Source organism: Erythrobacter sp. R86502 (assembly GCF_042466465.1).
GTDB lineage: Bacteria > Pseudomonadota > Alphaproteobacteria > Sphingomonadales > Sphingomonadaceae > Erythrobacter.
This window is the reverse complement of record NZ_JAXHCJ010000001.1, coordinates 1,180,837-1,203,488: the sequence shown is the minus strand read 5'-3', so window position 1 is coordinate 1,203,488 and position 22,652 is coordinate 1,180,837. Positions and strand designations below refer to the sequence as shown.

General features: G+C 58.7%; 15 protein-coding genes. 5 read left to right on the top strand and 10 right to left on the bottom strand.

The genetic code is table 11. The annotated features are described in order from the left end of the window. Positions 1-32: 32 nt before the first annotated feature. Positions 33-3,536, bottom strand: coding sequence for a transcription-repair coupling factor (gene mfd / locus SJY33_RS05730; protein WP_379921643.1), 3,504 nt, complete (start codon positions 3,534-3,536; stop codon positions 33-35). A 53-nt stretch (positions 3,537-3,589) separates the two neighbouring features. Next, positions 3,590-3,868, bottom strand: coding sequence for a succinate dehydrogenase assembly factor 2 (locus SJY33_RS05725; RefSeq protein WP_379921642.1), 279 nt, complete (start codon positions 3,866-3,868; stop codon positions 3,590-3,592). A gap of 71 nt (positions 3,869-3,939) precedes the next feature. On the opposite strand from SJY33_RS05725, the gene recG reads away from it, so the two are divergent. Beyond that, complete coding sequence (gene recG, locus SJY33_RS05720) at positions 3,940-6,015, top strand: ATP-dependent DNA helicase RecG (RefSeq protein WP_379921641.1); 2,076 nt, start codon at positions 3,940-3,942, stop codon at positions 6,013-6,015. Between the two features lie 4 nt (positions 6,016-6,019). Here recG and SJY33_RS05715 read toward each other — a convergent pair whose 3' ends face one another. The 3 genes from SJY33_RS05715 to SJY33_RS05705 form a co-directional block, all read right to left on the bottom strand. Continuing rightward, on the bottom strand, positions 6,020-6,520 hold the full coding sequence (locus SJY33_RS05715) for a low molecular weight protein-tyrosine-phosphatase (protein WP_379921640.1): 501 nt from the start codon (positions 6,518-6,520) through the stop codon (positions 6,020-6,022). A gap of 143 nt (positions 6,521-6,663) precedes the next feature. After that, on the bottom strand, positions 6,664-8,100 hold the full coding sequence (locus tag SJY33_RS05710) for an ABC1 kinase family protein (RefSeq protein WP_379921639.1): 1,437 nt from the start codon (positions 8,098-8,100) through the stop codon (positions 6,664-6,666). 59 nt (positions 8,101-8,159) lie between these two features. After that, a complete protein-coding gene (locus tag SJY33_RS05705) occupies positions 8,160-8,933 on the bottom strand; it encodes an SDR family NAD(P)-dependent oxidoreductase (RefSeq protein ID WP_379921637.1) in 774 nt (257 codons plus the stop codon). Positions 8,934-9,011: 78 nt separating this feature from the next. Here SJY33_RS05705 and SJY33_RS05700 point away from each other — a divergent pair, with 78 nt between their 5' ends. From SJY33_RS05700 to SJY33_RS05690, 3 genes are all read left to right on the top strand, one after another. Continuing rightward, positions 9,012-9,482, top strand: a complete 471-nt coding sequence (locus tag SJY33_RS05700) for a DUF3429 domain-containing protein (RefSeq protein WP_379921636.1) — start codon at positions 9,012-9,014, stop codon at positions 9,480-9,482. A gap of 104 nt (positions 9,483-9,586) precedes the next feature. After that, the gene (locus tag SJY33_RS05695; RefSeq protein WP_379921634.1) at positions 9,587-11,956 is read left to right on the top strand and encodes an EAL domain-containing protein; all 2,370 of its coding nucleotides are present in this window, start codon (positions 9,587-9,589) and stop codon (positions 11,954-11,956) included. Positions 11,957-12,334: 378 nt separating this feature from the next. Next, a complete protein-coding gene (locus SJY33_RS05690; protein WP_379921632.1) occupies positions 12,335-12,619 on the top strand; it encodes a hypothetical protein in 285 nt (94 codons plus the stop codon). A gap of 150 nt (positions 12,620-12,769) precedes the next feature. On the opposite strand, the gene SJY33_RS05685 is transcribed toward SJY33_RS05690, so the two are convergent. Next, positions 12,770-13,228: a very short patch repair endonuclease gene (locus tag SJY33_RS05685; RefSeq protein ID WP_379921631.1), complete on the bottom strand. Its 459-nt coding sequence runs from the start codon at positions 13,226-13,228 to the stop codon at positions 12,770-12,772. 63 nt (positions 13,229-13,291) lie between these two features. Here SJY33_RS05685 and SJY33_RS05680 point away from each other — a divergent pair, with 63 nt between their 5' ends. After that, positions 13,292-14,839 (top strand): DNA cytosine methyltransferase, encoded by a 1,548-nt coding sequence (locus SJY33_RS05680; RefSeq protein ID WP_379921630.1) that lies wholly within the window; start codon positions 13,292-13,294, stop codon positions 14,837-14,839. Here SJY33_RS05680 and SJY33_RS05675 read toward each other — a convergent pair. The 4 genes from SJY33_RS05675 to SJY33_RS05660 are packed head-to-tail and all read right to left on the bottom strand — an operon-like array spanning position 14,833 to position 22,108. Then, positions 14,833-16,893 (bottom strand): AIPR family protein, encoded by a 2,061-nt coding sequence (locus tag SJY33_RS05675; RefSeq protein WP_379921629.1) that lies wholly within the window; start codon positions 16,891-16,893, stop codon positions 14,833-14,835. The two genes, SJY33_RS05680 and SJY33_RS05675, sit on opposite strands and share 7 nt — an antisense overlap. Further along, positions 16,890-17,858: a PD-(D/E)XK motif protein gene (locus SJY33_RS05670; RefSeq protein WP_379921628.1), complete on the bottom strand. Its 969-nt coding sequence runs from the start codon at positions 17,856-17,858 to the stop codon at positions 16,890-16,892. Before SJY33_RS05670 ends, SJY33_RS05675 begins: the two co-directional genes overlap by 4 nt. Beyond that, entirely contained in the window at positions 17,851-20,601 is a 2,751-nt protein-coding gene (locus SJY33_RS05665; RefSeq protein ID WP_379921626.1) for a Z1 domain-containing protein, read from the bottom strand. Before SJY33_RS05665 ends, SJY33_RS05670 begins: the two co-directional genes overlap by 8 nt. Further along, on the bottom strand, positions 20,594-22,108 hold the full coding sequence (locus SJY33_RS05660; protein ID WP_379921625.1) for an ATP-binding protein: 1,515 nt from the start codon (positions 22,106-22,108) through the stop codon (positions 20,594-20,596). The genes SJY33_RS05665 and SJY33_RS05660 overlap by 8 nt, the downstream gene beginning before the upstream one ends. Positions 22,109-22,652 lie beyond the last annotated feature (544 nt).

The window sequence follows — 22,652 nt, the reverse complement described above, 5'->3', positions numbered from 1 at the left end:
TGACAGGCCGAGCATCAACCCCAGGTACACTCTTACGCTGCCTTTTTCGCCTTAGAAGCCTTCTTCTTCACAACTGCAGACAGCCCCTTGGTCAGTTGGAACAGGCCATTAAGCCGGCTTTGCGGGTCGCCCCATGCGCGGTTGATGACCAGTTTCATATCAGGGCGCAGTTTGGCGGTTTCCTGTCCACCTTGGTTCAGCCGTTCGACATAGGCGATCAGGCCTAGCGGATCGGGGAAGTCGTCATTGTGGAAGGTGACAAGCGTTCCGCGTGCGCCAACATCCATTTTGGCAATGTTCGCGCCGATGGCCTGATGCTTGATCTCGATCAAGCGGATCAAATTCTTGGTCGGTTGCGGAAGGTCGCCAAAACGGTCGATCATTTCGGCGGCAAGGCTTTCTATCTCCTGCTGTCCATCCGCCTGATTGAGGCGGCGATACAGCGCCATGCGAACCGCCAGATCGGGAACGTATTGTTCCGGGATCATGATCGGCGCATCGACCGTGATCTGGGGGCTGACCTTGTCGCGGGGACGTTCCAGCCCCATTTCGCCCGCCTTGGCAGCGATGATCGCTTCTTCCAGCATGGCCTGATACAATTCGAACCCGACTTCGCGGATGTGTCCGGATTGTTCATCGCCTAGCAGGTTGCCCGCGCCGCGGATGTCGAGATCGTGGCTGGCGAGCTGGAAGCCTGCACCCAGCGTGTCCAGATCGCCTAGCACTTTCAATCGTTTCTGCGCGACTTCGGACAATGCCACCCCGGCTTCATGCGTGAGATAGGCATAGGCGCGCAGTTTGGCGCGGCCCACACGGCCGCGCAGCTGATACAGCTGGGCAAGGCCAAAACGGTCGGCGCGGTGAATGATGATCGTATTGGCCGAAGGAATATCCAGCCCGCTTTCGACGATGGTGGTCGATAGCAGCACATCATACTTGCGATCATAGAAGGCGCCCATGCGTTCTTCGACTTCGCTGGGGCTCATTTGGCCATGCGCTGTCACCGCCTTGATTTCGGGCGCATTGTCACGCAGCCATTCTTCGATATCGGTCATGTCGGAAATGCGCGGCACGACGATAAAGCTCTGCCCGCCGCGGTGATGTTCGCGCAGCAACGCCTCGCGCATCACCATGTCATCCCATTCCATCACGTAAGTGCGCACCGCAAGCCGATCGACCGGCGGCGTCTGAATGGTGCTGAGTTCGCGCAGCCCGCTCATGGCCATTTGCAGCGTGCGCGGGATCGGCGTGGCGGTCAGTGTGAGCACGTGGACATCGGCCCGAAGCTGCTTCAGCTTTTCCTTGTGCGTGACGCCGAACCGCTGTTCTTCATCCACGATCACAAGACCAAGATTTTTGAACTTGGTGGATTTGGACAGGATCGCATGGGTGCCGACAACCAGGTCGATCTGGCCGTTTTCCAGCCCTTCGCGGGTTTCGGTCGCTTCCTTGGAGGTGACGAGACGCGAAAGCCGCCCAACATTGAGCGGGAAGCCTGCGAAGCGTTCGGCAAAGTTCTGGTAATGCTGGCGCGCCAGCAGCGTGGTAGGGGCGACCACCGCGACCTGCTGGCCGTTCATCGCGGCAACAAACGCAGCGCGCAGCGCGACTTCGGTCTTGCCGAAGCCGACATCGCCGCACACCAGCCGGTCCATCGGGCGTCCGCTTTCCAGATCGCCCAGCACATCGGCAATCGCGTGTTCCTGATCTTCGGTTTCGGACCAGGGGAAGCGGTCGGTGAACTGGCCAAGTGTTGCAGGATCGGCGGGAAGGGCGGGCGCCTGCCGCAATGCGCGGGCGGCAGCGACCTGCATCAATTCGCCAGCGATCGCGGTGATGCGTTCCTTCAGCTTGGCGCGGCGGCGCTGCCATGCCTCGCCGCCCAGCCTGTCCAGTTGGACAGCCAGTTCGGACGAGCCGTAGCGGCTGAGAACGTCGATGTTCTCGACCGGGATGAACAGCTTGTCTCCGCCGGCATATTCCAGCGCGACGCAATCGTGCTGGCTCTTGCCCACGGGGATCGGTTCAAGCCCAAGATAGCGCCCGATCCCATGTTCGATGTGAACCACCAGATCGCCGCGCGCCAGGGCCTGAAGTTCGGCAAGGAAAGCGTCGGAATCCTTGCGTTTCTTCTTGCGACGCACCAGCCGATCGCCCAGCACGTCGGCCTCTGTCACCAGATCCAGGGTTTCGCTGGAAAAACCGCTTTCGAGCGGGAGCACCACCACGGCGGTCTTGTTCTTGGCGGCAAGCCCCAGCGCCTGCTGCCAGCTATCGGCCAGCGCGGTCGGCGCGCCTGCTTCTTCCAATATCGCCGCCATCCGCCGGGCGCTGCCGATGGAATAAGCTGCTATCAGTGACTTGCGCGATGACTTTGCCACGCTTTTAAGGTGTGCTGCGGCAGCCTCGTACACGTTTTCGCCGCGGCCACGCTCAGGCGAAAAATCGCGTGCGGAGCGGAACCCGAAATCGAGCACGCCGGCGCTGTTATCGGCGGCAAAACCGCTCGCCCGGTGCGCGGGCATACCTGTGAGCGCTGCGTCGAATTCGGTGCGGGTAAGGTAAAGCGCATCGGGCGCAAGTGGACGATAGCTGCCCTTTTTCTCACCCGCGATGCTGCTGCGCTGCTGGTGATAATCAGCGATGTCGGCCAGCCGTTCTTCCGCTGCGCCCACGGCCCCTTGATCGATGACGACCACGTCATCCTTTCCAAGGTGGTCGAACAAGGTGGCCATGCGGTCTTCGAACAGCGGAAGCCAGTGTTCCATGCCCGCAAGCCGCCGCCCTTCGGACACGGCTTCGTACAGCGGGTCCTGCGTGGCGTTGGCGCCAAAAAGTTCGCGGTAACGGGTGCGGAAGCGTTTGATGCTGTCGTCATCCAGCAATGCTTCGGATGCGGGCAGCAGCAGATGTTCGTCAATCCGTTCGACCGTCAGCTGCGTGGCGGGGTCGAACAGGCGAAGACTTTCCAGCTCGTCCCCAAAGAAGTCGAGCCGCAGGCCGGAATCGAGGCTGGAGGGAAAGATGTCGACGATCGAACCGCGCACCGCAAATTCGCCGTGGTCGATCACCGTGTCCGTGCGTCCATAACCCTGACGGGACAAAAGCGCGGCAAGACTTTCATGGCCGATCGTGGTGCCCACGCGGAATTCGCGCACGCTTTCGCGCACCCGGAACGGGGTCAGCACCCGCTGCAAGACCGCGTTGACAGTGGTGACCAGCAATTGCTGCGCTGCGCCGGGCTGTTGCAAGCGGTGCAGCGCGGCGAGCCGTTCGGCGCTGATAGACAGGGCAGGGCTTGCCCGGTCGTAGGGAAGGCAATCCCATGCCGGGAAGGTGACAACCTCAATCTCGGGCGCGAAGAAACGGGCCGCTTCGGCCGCGGCACGCATCGCGGAATCATCGGGCGCGATGAACACCGCGCGCCGCTTGGCCGCGCGTGCCAGATCGGACAGCACCAGCGGCAGGCTTCCGCGAGGAAGCGAGGCGAGGGTCAGCGGTTCGCGGGCCGCGAGAATGCGGTTGAGATCGGGCATAGGTTTCCTGTCAAGCGGTGCGGGACCAAAGGGTTCCCGCAGGCCGCTGTCATTCAGCGCGGAATATCGACATAATCGAGCTTCTGCATGGCTTCCAGCAGATCGCCTGCCAGATGTTCGGGCGGTTGCTGCGAACGCAGCGCCCAAGCCATGATGTCGACATCGTCTTCGTCCAGAAGCGCTTCGAACCACGCCAGTTCGGCTTCAGCCCACGCGTGATGATAGCGATCGTAAAAGCCGCCGATCATGTAATCGGCTTCGCGGGTGCCGCGGTGCCAGCTACGAAACTTGGCGCGGGCCAGACGTTGTTCGAATGAGGGGGCATCAGTCATGACCTTCACCTAGCCACAGCCTTGCGCGGCTTCAACTCGCAATACGGCAGGTGTGGTGATAGCGAAGCGCAATGCGCCCCGAGGCTCTCAATCCGTTGTTCGCCGAAGTCCAGACCCTTGAGGGGGTCGGGCCAAAGCTGATGAAGCCGCTTGAAAAGCTGGGCCTGACCCGGATCAAGGATCTGGCCTACCACCTGCCTGAACGGTTCGTCAGCCGGCGGGCTATCCCCGATCTCGATTCGGGCAGCGAAGGCGAACAGGTCATCATCGCGCTGACCGCGATCGAACACCGCGCGCCGCGTGCCGGAAGCCGGGGGCCGTATCGCGTTCTGGCGCAGGACGAGGCAGGCAATATCTGCGCGCTGACCTGGTTCGGCCGCGCTGCCTTTTCGGGGAAGAAGCTGGTCCCGGTTGGGGAACAGCGCTGGGTGGCGGGGCGGCTCGACCGGTATGGCGACATGCTTCAGATCGTGCACCCCGATCATATCGAACCCACCAGCGCGGCGAACATGGGACGGCTGAGCGAGCCGGTCTACCGCCTGTCGGACGGGCTGACGCAGCCCCGTCTGGCCGATTTTGCGCGGCAGGCACTGGCCCGGCTGCCTGCGCTCTCCGAATGGATCGAGCCCGGACAGCTTGAACGTTCGGGCTGGCCGGCGTGGCGTGACGCGCTGTATCTGGGGCATGAAACGACCGATCCCAAGGCGCTTGATCGATTGGCGTATGACGAACTTCTGGCCAACAGCCTGGCCTTGCTGCTGGTCAAGGCCGAAGGGCGGCGACGCAAGGGTCAGGCGCTGCGCGGCGATGGCAGTCTGCGAGAGCGATTGCAGCTGCCTTTTGCCATGACCGGCGCGCAGCAGCGTTCGATCGACGAGATTGCGGGCGATATGGAGCAGGAAGCGCCGATGCTGCGACTGCTGCAGGGCGATGTCGGCGCCGGCAAGACAGTCGTGGCGCTGAATGCCATGCTCATTGCCGCAGAAGCGGGCAAACAGGCCGCGCTTCTGGCGCCCACCGAAATTCTCGCCCGGCAGCATTACGAAACCTTGCGCAAAATGCTGGCGCCAACGGGCGTGGAAATCGCGATCCTGACCGGACGTGCCAAGGGGCGCGAGCGTGAAAGCATCCTGATGGGATTGATGGACGGATCAATCCAGATGCTGGTGGGCACGCATGCCATCTTCCAGGAATCGGTCAATTATCGTGATCTGGGGCTGGTGGTGATCGATGAGCAGCACCGGTTTGGTGTGGCGCAGCGGCTTGCGCTGGCAGCCAAGGGCAGGCGTGCGCCGCATACGCTGGCCATGACCGCGACGCCCATCCCAAGATCGCTGACGCTGGCGCAATATGGCGAGATGGATGTCAGCCGGCTCGATGAACTGCCGCCGGGCCGACAGGCAATCGATACGCGGGTCGTTCCGCAGGAACGGATGGACGATGTGGTCGCGGGCGTGGCGCGCCATCTTGCCAGCGGACAGCAGGCCTATTGGGTGTGTCCGATGGTGCGTGAAATCGACGGTGCGCCCGATCTGGCCGATATTGCAGCGGCTGAAGCCCGCTTTGCCGCGTTGCAAACGCATTTCGGCGATGCCGTCGTGCTGGTTCACGGGCAGCTTCGACCCGAAATCAAGGATGCCGCAATGGAGCGTTTTGCCAGCGGCGCGGCCCGGTTGCTGGTGGCCACCACGGTTATCGAAGTGGGTGTGGATGTTCCCACTGCGACATTGATGGTGATCGAACAGGCAGAACGCTTTGGTCTGGCGCAACTTCACCAGTTGCGCGGCCGGGTTGGGCGCGGGGCTGAAAAATCGACCTGTCTTTTGTTGCGCGGCGGCGCCTTGTCCGAAACGGGCCGCGCCCGCCTTGCCCTGATGCGCGAGACACAGGATGGTTTCCGCATCGCCGAAGAAGATCTGGCGCTGCGCGGCGGCGGCGAACTGCTTGGCACGCGCCAGTCAGGCGAAGCTGCGTTTCGGATCGCCAATCTCGATCAGGTGCAAAAGCTGCTACCGGTCGCACACAGCGATGCGCGCCTGCTGATTGAGCGTGATGGAGGGCTGACCAGTCAGCGCGGCGAAGCGGCCCGCATCCTGCTTTATCTGTTTGAACGCGATTGGGGCGTGCAACTGCTCCGCGGGGGGTAGCGTGTCACCCCGCTCGCATGGTCATTTCATGCACGATCCGGTCGGCCCAAGCATTCACACCGGTATTGATGACATTCCACGTCGCTTCGAAAGCGGCTGGGGCGCCATAATAGGGATCGGCAATCGGTTCGCCCCGGCGCCCTTCGACAGCATCGAGCAGCATCGCCAACCTGGCGGTGCCATCGCGCGGGGCCCGCGCGCGCAACGCTTCAAGATTGGCGCGGTCCATCGCAATGATATGCGAAAACCGGAAGAAATCGTCGCGCTCGATCTGACGGGCCGTTTGCTGCGCAATATCGATTCCGTGCGCCCGAGCAGCCGTAATGGCCCGCGGATCAGGGGAACACCCAAGGTGGAACGATGCGGTGCCGGCCGATTCCACATGACACGCAAGATTGCGCGCCACCGCCGCGGCGCGAAACGCGCCTTCTGCCATCGGTGACCGGCAGATATTGCCAAGACACACGAACAGCACTCCGAAATTATGCTCAAACCCCCCATGCATGGGAAGCCCGCTAAACCAATTTACAACCGCTGTCACGTCCTATCGTGTTGGTTTCGCGTGAAACATATCTCAATTCGACGCATTTACCTGCGGCGTTCCACGGGATTTTTACCTAATAATCACTTAACACCGCATACGCGCCGTCATTCAGTGGGCTCGGGCACAGGATCGGTGCCTGCCAGAACCTCTTCGGTGATCCGCCGGATATTGACCCTGGCCTTCAACCGCGCGCCCAGCAGCGCGGTGCCCGATACCTTACGTTGCACGAACAGCGTTTCAATGGGCGGGAAGGCCCAGGTGTCCTTGTCCTGCGCAATGGCGTAGCCTTCTTCGCGCAGTAGCGGGACGAAACCGCGATCGCCAAAATCGAACGGCGCGTCTTCGCGCATCTCGTTCATTACGATGTCGATCATCCGGTTTACCCGTTCGGGATGTTTTTCCGCGACGATCGGCATCATGAAGCCAGCCTCGATGGTTGCGGCCAGAACGTCCTGCGCATTGCCCTGCAAGCCTGCCTGCAGCATCTTGCGATATCCGTTGGCCACCGCTGGATCGACCGGACGACAGGCGCCAAAGTCGAGCAGGATGATTTCACCCGTGTCGCGGCGGTAGCGGAAATTGGCAAAGTTGGGATCGGTCTGCATCACGCCGAATTCGAACAATTCGCGCGCCACCAGCCGGATCAGGCGGCCAAAGACTTCATCGCGGCGTTCGGGCGGTTCATTGCCCAGCTCTTCGATCGATATGCCATCTTCGAAGCTCATCGCGAGAATAGATCCGCGGGTAAGGCCCTGATGCAACCTTGGTACGACGAAACCCGGCGTGCCGTTCAGCGCGGCGCGGTACATCTCCATTTGCGCGCCTTCGCGGGTGTAATCGGCTTCTTCGTGAAGCTGCTGCTTGGCGGCGGCCATCAGCTTTTCCATCTCCAGTTCCGGCGGCGCAAACCCGGCAACCTTCAACAGCGTCATCACGTTGTCGACATCGCTGTCGATGCTTTTGGCAACGCCTGGATATTGCACCTTGATCGCCAGTTCTTCGCCATCGCGGGTCAGGGCCTTGTGAACCTGACCGATGCTGGCTGCGGCGATGGGACGCGGGTTGAACCAGCGGAAGGATTTGCGCCAATCCGGCCCCCATTCAGCGCGCAAAACCGCGTCCAGTTGTTTGGTGGGCATGAAATTCGCCTGATCGCGCAGGGTGGCGAGAATCTTGGAAAGCTCGTCAGGCAGGAAATCGCCTGCGTCCAGACTGATCATCTGCCCCATCTTCATCGCGGCCCCGCGAAGGTGCGAGAGGCGGTCGGTCATGCGCTGAACGTTGCCCGGGGTCAGGATCAGGTCTTTGGCCGTGATCCCTTCGCCGCTGGCGATCCGCCGCGCACCTTCGGCCACCATTCCCCCTGCTACGCCCCCAACGAGCCGGCCAAATGTGCCGAAGCGCGCGATCCGGCCCGAAGGCACCGCCCGTTGGCGCCTGCGATCATCGGGCAGATTGTCGAAGTCGGGAATGGAGGGATCATCAGCCAAGGTAAGTGTTTCCGGTTGCAAGAGGCTTTTGCAGGCAACGGCCCGGGCCATGGTGCGTTCCCCTTTCAAATGGGAACCGCGATGCTGGCGCAAAGGAGGCGGGCAGGCCGTCAGGAGATACTCAAGCCTCCATCGACGGGCAGACATTGTCCCGTGATGTAATCGGAATGCGACGAGGCGAAGAACACCGCGAGCCCTTCCAGACCCTGATGATCCCCCGACCGGCGCAGGGGAATGCGGCGGCTCATCCATTCAGCAAAGCGCGGGTCTGCCTTTGCGGTGATATCCGTCTCGTAAAAGCCGAAAAGCAGCGCATTGGCCGTGATCCGATAGCGCGCCAGTTCAAATGCGGCCGCGCGGGTGAGTCCATTCAGTGCGGCTTTGGACGCTGCATAATCGGACGATCGATTGACCCCCATGATCGATTGGCCGGACGATGTGGCGATCAGCTTTCCCCCTGCATCCCCTTCCTGCGCCCGCGACAGCATGTGCCGGCTAACATGCTTGTAAACCAGCGCCGCGCCGCGCGTATTGATTGCCATAGTGTGATCCCAGCCGTCCAGGGTGATGTCCGGGATGGCCGTGCCAGCTCCCGCAATCCCGGCGTTGGCAAAACACACATCGATCCGTCCGAACGTGTCAATTGTGCGGGCTGTGGCGGTTGCAATGGCGTTTTCTTCGCCAACATCGCATGTCAGCGCGGTTATCTCCCCCGCGCCGCAACTGCGCAATTCGCTGACAGCTGCTGCGTTCTTGTCCCGATCGCGTGCCCAAATGGCGATGTTGGCGCCTGCCTTTGCAAGACCCCGCGCCATCGCAAGGCCAAGCCCGCCATTGCCTCCGGTGATGACCACGCTGCGGCCACTAAGATCAAAGAGTTCCATGCCTCATCTGTTGGCCCAATCACAGCGGCGCTGCAAGCGAGGCGGGAACCGGGCAGGGGGCCTGCGACTTGTGGCGGGATGGACGATCAAACATCTCGAAGCGCAGCCTCGCTTTCGCAAACCGCACGGGCGCTGGGCTATGCCGGACTCTTGCCGCAGATTATCTGCCTTGCGCTGATCCTGACCGGACACGAATGGCGTTACAGCGCACTTGCCGGGGGGTTCGCTTACGCTGCTGCCATCTTCAGCTTTCTGGGCGGCGTATGGTGGGGGCAGGCGGTACAAAGTGGCCGGGCGACCACCGGCGCCTATGTTCTGGCTGTGATGCCAAGCCTGCTTGCTGTCGCGCTGTTCCTGCCATGGACCTTCGGATGGGACTGGCCAGGCCCGGCGTTGCTGTATCTGGGCGCGCTTATCCTGGTATCACCCTTAATCGACAGGGCACTGGGTTTTGCTGCGCGTGATTTCCTGCGCCTGCGCTGGCACCTGTCGATCGGGCTTGGCGTGTTGACGATTGTGCTCGGCTTTCTGGCCGACAGGGTCATCTGACCACTTCTGTCATGCGTGACCGGATCGGGGATCCACCGTTTGCGATGAATTAACCAACGTATCCTAGGACGAAGCATGGCTTTGCCCCCAGGAACGCACGTTTAATGATCGGATCGTTTAACACTCTGGCTGAAAGGATGCGGCAATCGCTCGGTTTTGCGGGCGATGAAGTCGCAAATTTGCGGCAGGAAATGACTCAACGCTCGGGCGCTTCGCTACTGCGCCGCAAGCGGTCGAAGGTGGCTGCGCTGGCGGTAGTGGTAGGAGTGTTCGCAGCGGTCATCGATCTGCCGTTGCCGATCGAAGACATGTACCGCGCAGTCCGTGCCGAAATGCGGTCACGCCCCGCACCGAATGACATCGTCATGATTGCAATCGACGAAAAGACTATGAACGCCAATGGTCGCAACCTGCCGGACCGGTTGCAGGATAGTCAGGTGGTCGACAGGCTGATTGCCGCTGGCGTGGATCGGGTGGTCTTTGACCGGGCGCACGCCGACCCCGAAACACCCGCGTCCGACGCGAAATTTGCACAAACCCTGGCCCGTCACAAGGGCAAGGTATGGTTGGGTTTCACTCCCACCGTCGATGTTGGATTTCAGACACTTGAAGAACTGAGGCCACTGCCCGAATTCAGCAGATCCGCACGCCTTGCGGCCATGAACGGCCGCGCCAACCTGTTCGGTCTTTCGGTTATATTTCCCACATCGGTTGAGCTGCATGAAAGCACCTTTCCGTCGATTTCTACGGTCTTATCTGGCTACAGTGGTCCTTCAAGATCATACAGGCCGGATGCGGCCTTCGATCCGTTGACCGTTCCGTCATACAGTTACACCGACATCTTGCATGGCCGGATCGCCGCGGAAAATCTGCGTGGCAAAAATGTCGTCATCGGGCAGGCCTTTTTTGGCTCGAACGATTACTTTTTCATGCCCTTCCGACCAAACACCCGAGTACCGGGCGCGTATTTTCATGTTCTCGGCGCGCATACATTAAAACGCGGAACACCGCTGGACCTGATGTGGTATCCGGCGATGGTTATCGCAGCTTTGGCCGTCGCCTTTCAGATAGCCAATCGCCGGCGATCGTCGCACGCGATGTGGTATGCCGCCGCAGGGTTGCTTTCAGTTGGTTTCGTGCTCGATGAAATCAACATCAACATGGATGTCATGCCAGCACTTATGGCGATGGGCGTGGCCGCAATTGGCTTCCAGCGGATCAATCGCAAGTATTACAGCAATGACGTTGATGCGATGACGACAACCGCCATAAGCTCTGACCGCACGAATGATCAAAACGATGTCTATGCGCTGAAAATTGCCAATCTGGCAGAATTTTCAGAAGATTGGTCCGCCCGCGAAATCGGAGAATTCGTCAATACGTTGATCGCCTATGTCAAAGGACCGGGCGAAGTCGGCGATGTGGCATTTGAGCGCGATATTCTGGTTTGGTTCGCGCCGCGAATGGAAGATTTCGATTTGCAGCGTCATGCGGATGGACTGGCGCTGATGCTCAAGACGGCAATCAGCTACGAACTTCAGTCGTCCAATGGCAGCCCGGCCTTGGGTATTGATACCAATCACGAATTGCCGGTGGCGCTTCGCATCAAGAAGGCAATGCAAGCGTCCGAAGAAGCCGCCACACGTGGTATGCGCTTCATCGTCAATGATGCAGCGCATCTTGAAGCGCGCAACAACCGTCTCGAACTGATCCGTGTCCTGGAAAAGGGGCTGCGCGAACGCAGTATCGGCGTGGCTTATCAGCCCAAGATCGATCTTGCTTCAGGACGGATCGTCGGTGCCGAAACGCTGATTCGCTGGCGTCCTGATGGCGGCGATCATGTCAGTCCTCAGGATCTTGTGCTTGCTGCTGAAGCGAGCGACCGGATCAACGAGCTGACGCTGCTTGTCATGCAAAAGGCGCTGATTGATGCCAAGCAGGCGATCGCGCTCGATCCACGGTTCAAGCTGGCGGTGAACATGTCGGCCAAAAGCCTTTCGGACACGCATCTGCTGTTCGATATCATGACCTTACTGGGTCGATATGATTTTCCGCCCGAGAACCTTACTCTTGAACTGACGGAAACTGCAAAGCTCGAAGATCATCGTATTGCTCCGCAGATCGCGGCGCTCAAGGCACGTGGCATCAGCCTGTCGATCGATGATTTCGGAACTGGCGAATCCAATCTGGAATACATCGAAACGCTACCGAGCTCCGAGCTGAAGATCGACAAGCGTTTTGTGCAGCACATGGCCACATCAGAAGAAAGCCGTGCCGTGGTTCGTGCCACGATCGAGATTGCCCATTCGCTCGGCAAGACCGTTGTCGCTGAAGGTGTCGAAGATCTTTCAGTCGCGGCAACCCTGCGTGCAATGGGATGCGATCAGGCGCAGGGATACCTGTTTTCTCCTGCCATCGCCATGCCCGAACTTCTGGCGATGATGGGCGGAGGCCGGACTGCAATTTACGGTTGATTAAGGTTAATAAAGTGTTAAATCGATCCTACAGCATTTGGCGCTGATAGGAGAAGATTTATGTGGGGTTGGATCACACTCGTTCTCGGCAGCCGCTAATACGGCATAGCCTTTGGAACGCGGAGAGCCTCGGGAAACCGGGGCTCTCTTCTTTTGTGCTGCGTGAAATCTTCCAAGTGCCAGTTGTCATCGCTGCGATGCCGTTGCTTCCGCAGACGGATTGGGGCCGCGTGTCACTTACCGTTGAATGGCAATAAACCTGATACGGCGCGACCGACCAGCCGTAGAATTCGGGCATCAGCAAGTCAGGCCGCAGGGGGTGCTTGGCGCTCTTTTCAAACGCAGCCCTTGCGGGCAGCGCCCTGATTTGAGCCAGCAGTGCTCTGGTTTGCCGTCACCGTTGCCGCCCTTCGGCGAATCGTCGCCATTGCCACCGAAAAGCCTATCGATAGCTCCATACCCGCAGGCCGCGCCTTACGTCAGATGCTGAGGATCTTTCCTGAGTACGAAACCGGCATCCGTAAGGAAGCGCAGTTGGAAGGCATCGCCAAGGCTAAGGCCAAGGCAGTGTGCGAAGGCCACAAGCCGTCCGTCCTAAAACAAACAGAAAAAGAAAATTGGTCGGGGAGAGAGGATTCCCGACTAATTTTCGACCGCTTCTAAGCGTTCGCAGAAAACAGCCATTTCCACGCTCCCGGACGAAGCGTGTGGCACAATCTGTGGCACAATTTGTGGCACAGTGCGAGAGTCGAATTAAGATCGTCTCGACGATAGAAATCCAGCAGCAACCCCGCCCGACTGTGTCCGATATTTTCAGGATCTGGCTGCCTGTGGTATTTCGATCTGGTCCCTGTCGGAGAGCAGCCATGCGATCAGCTCATTCACTGCCTCGTCAGCATCGGTCGCAGTCCTGACCCCGCACTCCCAGACGATTGCAACCCGCCAGCCCCTGTCACGAAGCTCAGCAATGTTGCGCCGGTCTCTCTCTTGATTGGCCGTGAATTTCGCTGTCCAGAAGTCGGTTCGCGTAGATGGCGTTGTCGCTAGACGGCAGCCCGGGTGCCTGTGCCAGTAGCAGCCGTGGACGAAAATGACCGCATCGTGGCGCGGCATGACGAGGTCCGGTCTGCCGGGCAGATCCTTGCGATGCAGCCCGTAGCGAAAACCGGCAGCATGCAATCTTCGTCGAACGTTCAATTCCGGTTTCGTGTTCGCGCCACGGATGCCGCTCATCATTCGCGAACGGGTTTCTGGATTTACGACGTCCACCATGTGAATTGATCCTGGATTATCCGAGCCTTCCTAGTAAAACGTTTGATGAAGGGAAGACTGCAATTGGGTTCTGGTTTCAAGGTAGTAGACGTCTTTGCGGGGCCTGGCGGGCTTGCAGAAGGCTTCTCATCATTCATTGCAAATGATGGCTCGTCGCCATTCGATATCGCCCTCTCGGTAGAGAAGGAGAAGTCGGCGTTCGCAACGCTACGCCTGAGAGCTTTCTCGCGACAATTCGCGACGTTGCCGTCGGAATACTACCGGTTCCTCGCCGGCAATACTTCCAAAGATGCCCTCGTGGCGGCGTATCCAAAGCAGTGGCAAGCCGCTATCGACGAGACGCGCATGCTGGAACTCGGATCGGACGAGGCCCGAGCCGAACTGGACCCTATCCTCGATCTCCTCAAATGCGAAGGCGAAACCGTGCTCATCGGCGGGCCTCCTTGTCAGGCATACTCGCTGGTGGGCAGAGCCCGAAACAGGGGCAATTCGGAATATGTTGCTTCCAAAGATCATCGGCATTTCCTCTACAAGGAATACATCCGGATAATCGAACGGCTCGAGCCGGCTGCTTTCGTGATGGAGAACGTGAAGGGGATGCTCTCGGCCACAGTCGATGGGGAAAGCATGATTGATCGGATCATCGCTGACCTGCGGTCCATCGGAGGCGAGACCGACAGGTATCGATTGATACCCTTGGTGAGTCATCCCGACGGTGGTTTGCGCGGCAACATCATTTATGCCGAGAAGTTTGGAATCCCGCAGAAGCGACATCGCGTGATCCTGATGGGCGTCCGCGCTGACCTAGTGGATGGGATAGACAACTTCCCGCGCCTTGAGCCTGCTAGCAGAGCGGTGACAGTGGCTGATGTCTTGGAGGGGATGGAGCGCCTGCGAAGCGGATTGAGCCGCGGAGGCGACGACGGCGATCGCTGGCAAGCACACGTGGCTACAGCTTTTTCGGAAGCAGCTGACGCACTCGAAGGTAAGTCCGAAATGGGTGAAGTGCAAAACCGGCTCATAGAATATCGCGACAAGATCCTCTCGGTCGACAAAGTGATGGGCAGAAAGGGGACGCAGGCTGCCCCCATCGCAAGCAACGTGATTGCTGCTTGGCTGCAGGATGGCAATCTTGAGGGCCTGCCAAACCACGAGACAAGAGGTCACATGCCCAGCGACCTCGCTCGCTACGCATTTGTCGCGACGTTCGCCGAAGTCACGGGCCGGACTCCGAAAGCGAAGGACTTTCCTCCTGCATTGGCACCTGATCACAAGAGCTGGAACAGTGGGAAGTTTGCCGACCGTTTCCGGGTGCAGCTCTGGGAGCATCCGTCAACCACGATAACAAGCCACATCTCGAAGGACGGGCACTACTTCATCCATCCGGATCCTGCCCAGTGTCGCAGCCTGACGGTTCGGGAGGCGGCGAGGCTGCAGACCTTCCCCGATAACTATTTCTTCGAAGGAAACCGGACGCAGCAGTATGTCCAGGTCGGAAACGCGGTTCCGCCTCTGCTAGCCCGACAGATAGCCGCCGTGCTGTGGCAGATCCTTGATGATTGTGCCCTCGAACCGGCTGCGACGGCGAAAGAACGAGCTGCGGCTCAGTAGAATTGCTCGAGCCGATTAGCCACTTCGATCGCTATCACCGCCTGTTTTTCGGAAGGCAGTTTGTGCGGAATCTGTGAGCAGACGGTAAGGATACCTTTCTCCTTCGGAGAGATTTTTCCCATGTGCAGGCCGAAATTGAGCATCTGGCTCCAGTATTCCCCACCTTGCTGCATCACTTCGGTCATCGCTTCTGCACCGCTCATCGCATTGCGGTCCTTGCGGTCGCTATCCTTGGCCGCCTTCGCTTCCTGAGGACTTACGAGAACATCACGGAAGTTCGCCGGATATTCCAGATCGCGTCTGCTTAGCTGCTCCCAGCAGGCCTGCTTCTTGGCCCACTCGCTGAAGTTCCGGACGCCGTCAGGCGGGTTCGTGATCTGCTCATTCGCTGCCTTGGCGGTAACTTTCAATGCCTCTTCGAGAGCGGCCGGGACGCGCTGAAGTTTCCAGACCCGGTCAAGATCAGGCACCTTTGCTTGTTGCTCCGCATCATGAACAAGCTTGGCGAACGCATAGGTCACGATGTTGGCACGATAGCCCCCCTCATACCAGTCTTGGGCCGGCACCAGCTTCTCGAGGGTCCTGAAGATGATTGCCTTGGCGACGAGGCGCTTGAACCACGTTTCGTCGAACTCACTTTCGTTCTTCTTCCACTCCTTCCCGATTGCGCTGGCAAAGTTCCCGAAGTTCTTCTGTGCACCAAGGCTGACAACATGCGGCTTGCATCGATAGGAATTCTCAAATTTTGCCAGATCGGTCTTGGTGATGAACTGGCTTCGCGGGAACTCAGCCTTGAACTTGCGCTTTTCTGCCACGCTGCGCTTGCCGTATTCGTCCGCATACTGCCCGCGCGCCCGTTCGTAGAACCACTTTGTTTCCCGGTATTCGTCTTCTCCGGACGGAGCCAGCACGCGGCGGGAAAATTCCTCCATCTGGACATGGAAGGGCTGGTTGGAAGAGAAGTCGGCCGCATTCACTTTGTTCTGGCTGTTTGCATAGAGCGAGATGTTTGGGACGATTTCCTCGACATTCGCCTTCGGGACGACTGTCAGCTTCATCTGCACGAAGACGTTCTTCAGCTGGGCCGGAGACAGCTTCTTCGCCGCGTGTATGGAAGCGGTCGTCTGGCCCCCGTTCACGATCTGGAAGTTCTCGGCTGACATCAGGAACAGCCCATCTTCCATCTGCACTACCTCGACGCTCTCGGCGGTCGCCGTGAGACCGTTGTTGTAGGAGAAGAACATGGAGGGATCGTCCTTGATCGTGTCCCGGATCCCACGGTTCACCTTGTTCCTCGCCTGAAGAAAACTGCGAACGTTCGCTTCGAGAAGCCTTGCTCCCCATTTGTCGTAGATATCGGCCAGTTGCGATCCGGGCACGACGGCGATGTAGCTCTCGAGAGGGGCGCCATCAAAGGACGCCTTCAGGACGGAAATCGGCTCGCCGAAGTCATCGGCGAAATTTACGACGAGGTCGTCGCGTGTCTGTCCTGAACTGATGAAGCGCTCTAGGCGGGCGAGGTCCCAGATCGATACGGTTGTTGGAATTCCGGCAATGGTTCCAAGGCTGTGGGCGTCCCAGGATCGAGCCTTGTTCAACCGGTTTGTTACGAGGATGAGCTTGATCTTGCCGAATTTCTTGATGTTGCGAACGAAGAAGTCGGCGAAGACGAACGCTGAACTTGTTTCCTCGAGCTTCTCACTGAAGTTCGTATCGCGCGCTGCCTTTGTGAAGTGGATCAGCTTGTTCAGCAGAGCATTGATGTCGGCCTTCAGCAGGCCCTGTGGCTCTTCCGACCGGACGAAGTCGGAAATGATGATGCTTAGCACGCCCTCTTCATCCCCAGGATCCCAGCAATACGCGCTTATCCCGATCGATTTCTTGTCATAGGTGCCTTCGTAGAAGCACTGCTCGAAAGCGCTGATTTCTCCCGCCTCGTCGAGGATCTCGCCGACTTTCTCCAAGAACGCTTCGGAGGTTATGAGGCCCATCGCGTCAGCGTCACTCTGAACATCAGCAATCAGTTCACGATGGAAGCTCGTCATTTCGTTCATGCGGCAAGGCTTTCGGTGATCAGCGAAGAGACGTTTTCGAAGGATATTTCGAACGGCGCGCAGGCGTCGAGAGCGATCGAATATCGGACACCGGAAACCCCAGGCTTCAAGGGCGTCGTAATTCGGGGGAAATCATCGCGGACCGAGTAGAAGTCAGGTTCGCCAGCTATCCATCTGCGCTCGGAATAGTCATCCTCGAAATCGAAGCCGGTCGCAGCAAGCGTTTCCTCCCATCGCGAATAGGTCTCGAGATCGGCTTGCGCGAAGACGTCTTCGAGAGCCTGGACGTGATCGGCAAGGGTCATGCCGTGGGGCTTGATGACCGCGTCTACGGGCACGACTGTCAGCACAAGAGACGCACTTTCGACATCGGAAAGCTGATCTTCGGATGAGATTTGCACATACGGTCTCGCGGCGCCGCGGCGGGCCTTTACTTCAATAAGGCATTCGCCAAGTTCGAAATCCTTGGCCGAGCCAAGCGGACCACGCCATGCTTCGATCGCAGAACTCGGTCCGGTCAGATTGATGAGTTTTTCGAGGAAGTGCAGTTCTCCTACAAGACCCCGCTGCTCCTCGAGTGAAAGAATGTCCGACCGGCCGCCACGCAGCAGGTGGTGCCAGCGCAAGGTGCGGCGCAGAGCCCTTTGAAGCGCGTCTGCGTTTCCGGCGGCCAGTTCACCGGCCGAAACGATATCTCGGCAGAGGCTGGCGAAGAGTTCTTTCTGCTCGGGATCCTTCAGCAACAGGACCAAACCCTGCCTGCCTTCGAGGTCCCGATACGAGAGGTCCAGATTCTTCATCTTCGGCAACGGGCGGATCGCTTCAGTCTCGGTATCGAGGCGAAGGACCAGTCCCGGCTCGCCCCTGTCAGACACGACCCAGAAGAAATCGTGCTTGCCCTTGCTATCGACCCGTTTGGCTTCGGAGCCGCCCGTATGAAGGTTTCCCCATGGGTTCTCAGTCATCTTCGAGCTCCGTTTCTTCGTCGTCATCCGGATCGCCGAACATCTCCTGGAGCTTTGTGGTATTCAGAATGTATTCGACCTTCTTGTCGGCGTTTGTCGAGGGAGGGAAGCTGATGCCCCAGCCAACGACTGGCTCGGTCGGTAGAAATGCGGCCTGCTTTTCGGTCAGGCCATCGTCGGTGATACGAATGTTGAACAGTATGAGGAGGGGGCGCTTGCGCACTTCCCGATAGATTCTATCGGGAAAATTGCTTTTCGCCTTGCCCTCGCTTGATGCTCGGTAGTCCTGCTCAGCCTTTTCCCTTTGCTGGTCGGTGAGGCCGGTTCTCTCCACGCCACGTGACGCCAGACGAGCCTTCTTGTCGCTGATCGCGAGAAGTCCGCTTTCTTCAAGAGAGCTCCCCCCGATTTTTCGCCGCACGGGTTTGATTTGCCAGCCCTCAATATCCTGAACTGGCTCAGGACTCTGGCTCGTAGAGACTACAAGCAAATTCCATTCGGCAAGCTCATCTGCCGACCGCTTCCGGATGTAATCCCGCACAGGCCGCGTATCGGTGAGGATAGACTCGCGGACGTTGTCGAAATCCCGCAGGAAGCTATCGACCAACTCCACCGGAACATGGCTGAGCAGGTATCCTCCTGAAACTTCCTCCGCTGAACCCTGGTCCTTTCCGATCCTGCGCAGCGCCTCGAGAAGCCGTGTCTGGGCTTCGCGATTTCTGCGTCTTATGCCCTCGTCATTGCCAAGTTTCGTAGTCTCGATGAAGTTGTTCGAAAGCCCGACGAGCAGGTGCTTTTCACCCGAGCCCATCTTGTTTCGGGCGGTCACCATGAGCGCGCTGGGGTGACTGCGCACCGCCAGGCCAAACTCCTCGGGTGTCGCGTTACTTTGCTCCATGCGCTTGAGTTCGCGAAGCAACTCGTCAGTCGCTTCCGCGATGTGCGCATACCACGAGGATGCCTCTTCAGGCATCCATATCCGGCAGAGATCTTCGTAGTTTGTCCGGTATCCGAACCACCGGCCCATCTGCATGAGCGTGTCATACATCATGGAGTTTCGAAGGAAGTATGACACCGTCAGACCTTCAAGGGTCAGGCCCCGGGACAGTGAGAAACCGCCCACGGCGATAACAGTGAGGCCTGTATCGCCGGAGTTTTCGTAATCAAGACTGCCGGGTGATGAACTGTTGACCGCTATCACTTGGGCTGAGGCCGCCACCCCGAGGAGGTTCGCGAGAACCTCGTCCCACGCCGAAACCGAGGAGTATTCGGCCTCCCAAGTTTCATGCAGTTCGGCGATTTCCGGGCTGGCAGTGATCGCGTCGGATCTGCTCCCGTTCACGCGCAAGGCATTCTCGTAGACCTTGAGGATCTCGTGAAGCCGGAGCTTCAGGGTGTTCTGGATGCCAGTGAATCGACTGGCATTGACCAGCATCGATGCGTGTTGCCCTTTCTGACCACGAGCATTCCTCAGGGCGCGGGCCATGAGGAATGCTCTCAATGCCTCTTTCATGCTTTCGGGAAGCTCGGTTATCGGGTGGTCGATCTTGTGCTTGACCGGAAGAAGGTCGCCGTTGTCTTCAATGAATCTCAGATATTCTGGCCGTTCGTCTTCCTCGTCCGGCAGGCCGTCGATGAACACCTTTCGCGCGCCGAAATAGTTCGACGGAGCATCGAGGCCGATGATGAAGTGCCGGGGGAACAGGTCTTCGTTCTCGACATCCTCATCGGCGTCCGGATCAATGAAGATGTTGGCGAACGGGGTTGCCGTGTAGCCGACATAGCAACTCCGCTGGAACATCCCGAGAAGGTCCCTGATCTGTCCATTGATGCGCGATATCTCGTCCCGTCCGTATTGAATATTGATTGACGCATTGTCGGCCTCATCATCGATCAGCAGCATCGGCTGATCGACCATTTCCGTCCCTTCGCGAGCGCTATGTTCCTTGAGCCAGTCGATGAGGTTCGATAGCGTCCGGTAGTTCTTCTTGATGACGAGAACGACGGGAACAGCGTAAGAGCCGATCTGGCTTGTGTTGGTGGTCGCCGTAGCCTTGTTGAAGTCCCTCAGCGTCGTCGTGAGGCTAACGGGAGCCTTCCTAGCATCGTAGCGTCCGACCCCGATGATCTTTGGCTTGTCCCGCGTGTCACGTTGCTCGAGGCGACCTGTGTCGCGACCGATGAAGCCCTCATCTATGCGTGCCTGGGTCTGGTTGCGCAGGTTGTTGTGGATACCCGCGATCACCACGATCAGCCGATAACCGGCGTCCGCCGCCTTGCAGACCAGACCGGTGTAGTTCGCCGTCTTGCCACTCTGGACATTGCCGACAACCATTCCCTTCCGGTCCCAAGCCTTCTCGTCGCGCGGATTTCCCATGCGCCCCAAAATCCGGTCGGTAACCTCGTCGGTCGAGGTGATGACATCACCGGGAAGGCGCTTGTCCTGGAGAAGCTTCTTGTATCGATCCCAGTAGTAAGGCTCGAACAATTCGTTCGCCTTGGCATCTTCCAGCCAGGGCTTAAAATCCTTCGAGGTGACGACTGCCCCGAAGCCCATGCTGATACCGATCCGTTCTTCCAGTTCGCGCGCCAGCTGCTCGCATTGTTCGTCGCTGACGTCTTCGAAGATCGGAATCGCCCGGGTCTGCTCGATCCTTTCGCGAATGCTCTCGCCCGTCCTGTTCTGGTCATTGGCGACGAGCACCGAGACCATCTGATCGAGCTGACGGAGGGGGTCATTCATTACCGGCGTGTTCCTTGATGATGTTCGCTACAAGCGATGAAGTTTCGCACCAATTGTCCCTGAAGGGATCGATCTGTCGCAACAGAGTTTCCACCCTTGCGGCGTCATGCCCCTGTTCGAAAAGGCGCGGAATTATGGCGGCAGCCATCTGCCTCGCTGCCTCGGTATCGACGCCTTCGGTGGTTACCTTTTCGGCACTGCCCGAGAAGTCGGCGTGCAATGCGGCGACCGGCATGGTTGAGCCGAGGAGGCCTATGACATTGGCGAATTCCGCCTGCTGCTGCGGAGCAAGATTTGCTGAAAAGTCCGACAACAGCGGATGCGCCGGATCAGGCCGGTAGATGATCGTTCCGTCCTTCTGGACACGTTGCCAGAGAGGCATACTGGTCTCGTCAATGAGTCTTTGGCCTCTTCTCTGATAGGTTCTGCGAGAAGTCAGCGATAGCCGCTCCACGAGGAGGCGCATCCGCTCCCGCACAGCAGGAGGAAGCTGCGCGGAGGCCTTCTTTACATCGATCTTCCAGTCTGCATCCATCGTGTTCGGAATGTCGACACGGATGCGACAGAGCTTTGTCAGCTCTGTCTGTCGAGCAAGCCCCAGCCAGCTTCCAGCAATGATCAGGCGCCGCCCCCGGTAGACATAAAACCCTTGGCTCTTTAGGTGACCATCCGGGCCGCCCAGATCTTCCCAATCGGCCTTCGAGATGGACTTGTGGTGCGGAAGCGTGAAGCTCTGAAAGACCACGGTTCCGCGCGCGAGTTTCAACTCGTCCTGAGGCTCGCACTGATGCGAGGGAAACGCTCGCGCAAACGGATCAAGTGGCGCGAGTTCGCGTCCGTTGAGCGCCAGTCGCAGGGGCGGGCGATCATCCTCCATGAACCGGTGAAAGACGAGGCGGATATGTCGTTCGGCCTCCGCGATCGTCCGGTTGATATGCTCGGACCGCTTTCGATCATCGCTCTCGATGCCGCCGGACAGTCGATCAAGCGACCTCCAGATCACAAGAGTTCCAGATTCCTTCAGACTGTCGGACCACGGTAGCTCACCCACATCCTGGTGGGTCTCGATTTCCCAGCGATTGCTCCGTGCCACCTCGTCGAGATCCCACGTTGCGCCAACCGTTTGCCCGTTTTTGCGACTGACGACGGTCAGCTTCTTGCACTGCGAGAAACTCGCACTTTTCAGACCGAGTCCGAACCTTCCGAGGTCTCCGGCGTCACGTTTGTCGAGCGGGTTCCGGCTGCCGGGGCGCATCGCCTCGATGAGCTCGTCAAGGTCCATCCCGTTGCCATCGTCGAGGATTCCAATTGCAGGTTCAGCGCAGTTCGTATCGCAGAGAATATCGATCTTGCGTGAGCCGGCCGTAATCGAATTGTCGATGATATCCGCGAGTGCCGTCTCGCAAGAGTAACCGATATCCCGAAGGCTTTGGATCAGAGAGGCCGCGTGAGGTGTAGCATCCGCAACCGTTCTATGTTGGTTTGATCTGCTGTTCTCAACCGTCACTGTTGGTCCGAATCCTTGCCCCAGTCTTTCTCAGATCTAGTCGATCGCGCGCTAAGGGATAGTTTACGCGGAATAATTTCCACCGCGAAATTCAATGCGTTGAGCTCGCCCAAGGATATTGCATTTTAAGACGCGTCTCGCCCGCTACCAATGGTCGGCACCTCACTTAGAAACTGACGTCGTCTATGAAAGATGAAAGGCTCGTTTATTGACGCACATGTCAACCAACTGCCGCCCTCGAAGTGCACGGGATCGGGAACTCTCTGCGATGATCTTTTTGCGCTCTTTTCGCCGTTGCAAACCGGTCGATTTTGGTCATCAATCGTTCGAAGCATTCGAACCTTTTCGCCACGTTCTTGAGATCTTCCCGCAACACTTTCCTAGGTGCTATTCACGAGTCGACGGACATGCCGTCAATTCTCGCTCACAACGAAGCCTCAACCTGTTAGTCGGGCCATCCCAGATACTACGCTGGCACGTCCGTTTGCGCCTCCGCGGTTTTACTCACGACTCGATTTTGGGTGTCATCCGGAGGCATCGAAAT

Bases quoted from the DNA above. Each gene is read 5' to 3' on its own strand.
- recG (WP_379921641.1), top strand. From the start codon at position 3,940: ATGCGCCCCGAGGCTCTCAATCCGTTGTTCGCCGAAGTCCAGACCCTT.
- SJY33_RS05700 (WP_379921636.1), top strand. From the start codon at position 9,012: ATGGACGATCAAACATCTCGAAGCGCAGCCTCGCTTTCGCAAACCGCA.
- SJY33_RS05665 (WP_379921626.1), bottom strand. From the start codon at position 20,601: ATGAATGACCCCCTCCGTCAGCTCGATCAGATGGTCTCGGTGCTCGTC.
- SJY33_RS05705 (WP_379921637.1), bottom strand. From the start codon at position 8,933: ATGGAACTCTTTGATCTTAGTGGCCGCAGCGTGGTCATCACCGGAGGC.
- SJY33_RS05670 (WP_379921628.1), bottom strand. From the start codon at position 17,858: ATGACTGAGAACCCATGGGGAAACCTTCATACGGGCGGCTCCGAAGCC.
- SJY33_RS05685 (WP_379921631.1), bottom strand. From the start codon at position 13,228: ATGGTGGACGTCGTAAATCCAGAAACCCGTTCGCGAATGATGAGCGGC.
- SJY33_RS05725 (WP_379921642.1), bottom strand. From the start codon at position 3,868: ATGACTGATGCCCCCTCATTCGAACAACGTCTGGCCCGCGCCAAGTTT.
- SJY33_RS05675 (WP_379921629.1), bottom strand. From the start codon at position 16,893: ATGAACGAAATGACGAGCTTCCATCGTGAACTGATTGCTGATGTTCAG.
- SJY33_RS05710 (WP_379921639.1), bottom strand. From the start codon at position 8,100: ATGGCCCGGGCCGTTGCCTGCAAAAGCCTCTTGCAACCGGAAACACTT.
- mfd (WP_379921643.1), bottom strand. From the start codon at position 3,536: ATGCCCGATCTCAACCGCATTCTCGCGGCCCGCGAACCGCTGACCCTC.
- SJY33_RS05695 (WP_379921634.1), top strand. From the start codon at position 9,587: ATGATCGGATCGTTTAACACTCTGGCTGAAAGGATGCGGCAATCGCTC.
- SJY33_RS05715 (WP_379921640.1), bottom strand. From the start codon at position 6,520: ATGCATGGGGGGTTTGAGCATAATTTCGGAGTGCTGTTCGTGTGTCTT.